The following is a 1974-nucleotide window of genomic DNA, read 5'->3' as shown; positions in this document are numbered from 1 at the left end:
CACCCGGCGCCCCCCGGCCCCCCCCGGGCCCCGGCCGCCGCTTTTTTTACGCCCCCTCCCCCAATAACATGGGGGGGCGCCCGGTCGGGGGCCCCACGCCTTTCCAAAAGGTCAAAATTCCACGTGAATTTTGTTTCGGGCCGTGCCAGATTGGCCCGAAGCGGGAGGAAGACACTCCTGCCTGATGCCGTGTGCCTGCCGGAGAACCGGGCCGGCATGCGGTGCATAATGGACAAATAACCGACAGGGGTGTGGATCACATGAAACGTATCGTTCTCGGCCTCATGGCCGCAGCTGCAATGGTTCTTCCGGCCTTCGCCGCGGACATTCAACCCGCGATCCTCTATGATCTCGGCGGCAAGTTCGACAAGTCGTTCAACGAGGCGTCCTTTAACGGCGCCGAAAAGTTCAAGACCGAGACCGGCATCCCTTATGTGGAATTCGAGGTCAGCAACGCCACCCAGCGCGAGCAGGCGCTGCGCCGCTTCGCCGAGGACGGCCGCAATCCGATCGTCATGGCGGGCTTCTCCTGGGCGGATGCGCTGGACAAGATCGCGGTCGAGTTCCCCGACACCAAATTCGCCATCATCGACATGGTCGTCGACAAGCCCAATGTCCGCTCCCTGGTCTACAAGGAGCAGGAAGGCTCCTATCTCGTCGGCGTGATGGCGGCGATGGCTTCCAAGACCAAGAAGGTCGGCTTCATCGGCGGCATGGATATTCCGCTGATCCGCAGGTTCGGCTGCGGCTATGTCGGCGGCGCCAAGGCGGCCGGCGCCACCGACGTCATCCAGAACATGACCGGCGATACGCCGGCAGCCTGGAATGATCCGGCCAAGGGCGGCGAGATCGCCAAGACGCAGATCGACCAGGGCGCCGACGTGGTCTACGCGGCGGCAGGCGGCACCGGTGTCGGCGTGCTGCAGGCAGCGGCCGACGCCGGCAAGCTCGGCATCGGTGTCGATTCCAACCAGAACGGCCTGCAGCCCGGCAAGGTGCTGACCTCCATGGTCAAGCGCGTCGACGTTGCCGTCTACAACACCTTCATGGATGCCAAGGACGGCAAGTTCACCGCCGGCGTCAACGATCTCGGCCTCAAGGAAGGCGGCGTCGACTACGCCATGGACGACAACAACAAGGCGCTTGTCGACGATGCAATGAAGGCGGCGGTCGAAAAAGCCAAGGCCGACATCATCGCCGGTACCATCAAGGTGCACGACTATATGTCGGACAATGCCTGCCCGTATTGATCGACAGACACTGCTGAGCTGACGAGCCGCCGGGTGAAAGCCCGGCGGTTTTGTTTGTGTCAGCAGGTTCTTGCTTCAGGACGTCAACCGGACAAGCTACCGATGCAACCGATAACCGAACCCACGCGCGAGCGCGATATCGAGGCAGTCGCAAGCCTGCGTCTTGTCGCGTTCTTTGAGGGGAGCGAGAGGAGTCTCGCAGACGACGTCGCCGACCTTCGCAAGCTGCTGGCCGGCGACAGGTTCGAGACCGCGCTGATCGTTCGGGTTGGCGGAGTGCCGGCCGGAACCTGTCTGCTTGTCCGCAGCGAGCGGGAGCCGGCGCATGATCTGACGCCGTGGCTGGCCGGGCTGGCCGTCGCTCCGGAGCATCAGCGCCGAGGGATCGGGACGGCACTGGCCAGGGCGATCGAAGCGCATGCCGCATCGGCCGATGTCAGCGAACTCTATGTCTATACCTGGCAGGCGCGCGACTTTTACGCCACGCTGGGCTGGGTGGCCGTCGAGGAGTTTGAACAGGACGGCGCGCCCATGTTGCTGATGTCGCGCAGACCGCGCCTTTAGGCGTTGCTCGCCCCCTCACCAGTGCGGCGGCTTGGTTACCGGCACGTCGGGTGCGGCTTGTTCGTGAGCGTGACGAGCACCCCATCTTGCCTGAGGGCTATGCACTGGGGAGATTTGCCGCCTGATTTGCGGCAGCGAGGAGCGCAGGCGCATGGAGTGG

The 1974-nt window shown here is 63.9% G+C and carries 2 protein-coding genes; both read left to right on the top strand.

What is annotated here, in order from left to right; translation table 11 throughout:
- Window positions 1–260 precede the first annotated feature (260 nt).
- Window positions 261–1250 (top strand): BMP family lipoprotein, encoded by a 990-nt coding sequence (locus NKI85_RS37625; RefSeq protein WP_352532749.1) that lies wholly within the window; start codon window positions 261–263, stop codon window positions 1248–1250.
- A 102-nt stretch (window positions 1251–1352) separates the two neighbouring features.
- Complete coding sequence (locus tag NKI85_RS37620) at window positions 1353–1814, top strand: GNAT family N-acetyltransferase (RefSeq protein WP_352780944.1); 462 nt, start codon at window positions 1353–1355, stop codon at window positions 1812–1814.
- The last annotated feature ends 160 nt before the right edge of the window (window positions 1815–1974 follow it).

It is taken from the genome of Mesorhizobium sp. M0571 (assembly GCF_040320985.1).
Taxonomy (GTDB): domain Bacteria; phylum Pseudomonadota; class Alphaproteobacteria; order Rhizobiales; family Rhizobiaceae; genus Mesorhizobium.
This window is presented reverse-complemented; position numbering and strand designations above follow the sequence as displayed.

Excerpts from the sequence above, each read along its gene's own strand:
- NKI85_RS37625 (WP_352532749.1), top strand. The coding sequence starts at position 261 with ATGAAACGTATCGTTCTCGGCCTCATGGCCGCAGCTGCAATGGTTCTT.
- NKI85_RS37620 (WP_352780944.1), top strand. The coding sequence starts at position 1,353 with ATGCAACCGATAACCGAACCCACGCGCGAGCGCGATATCGAGGCAGTC.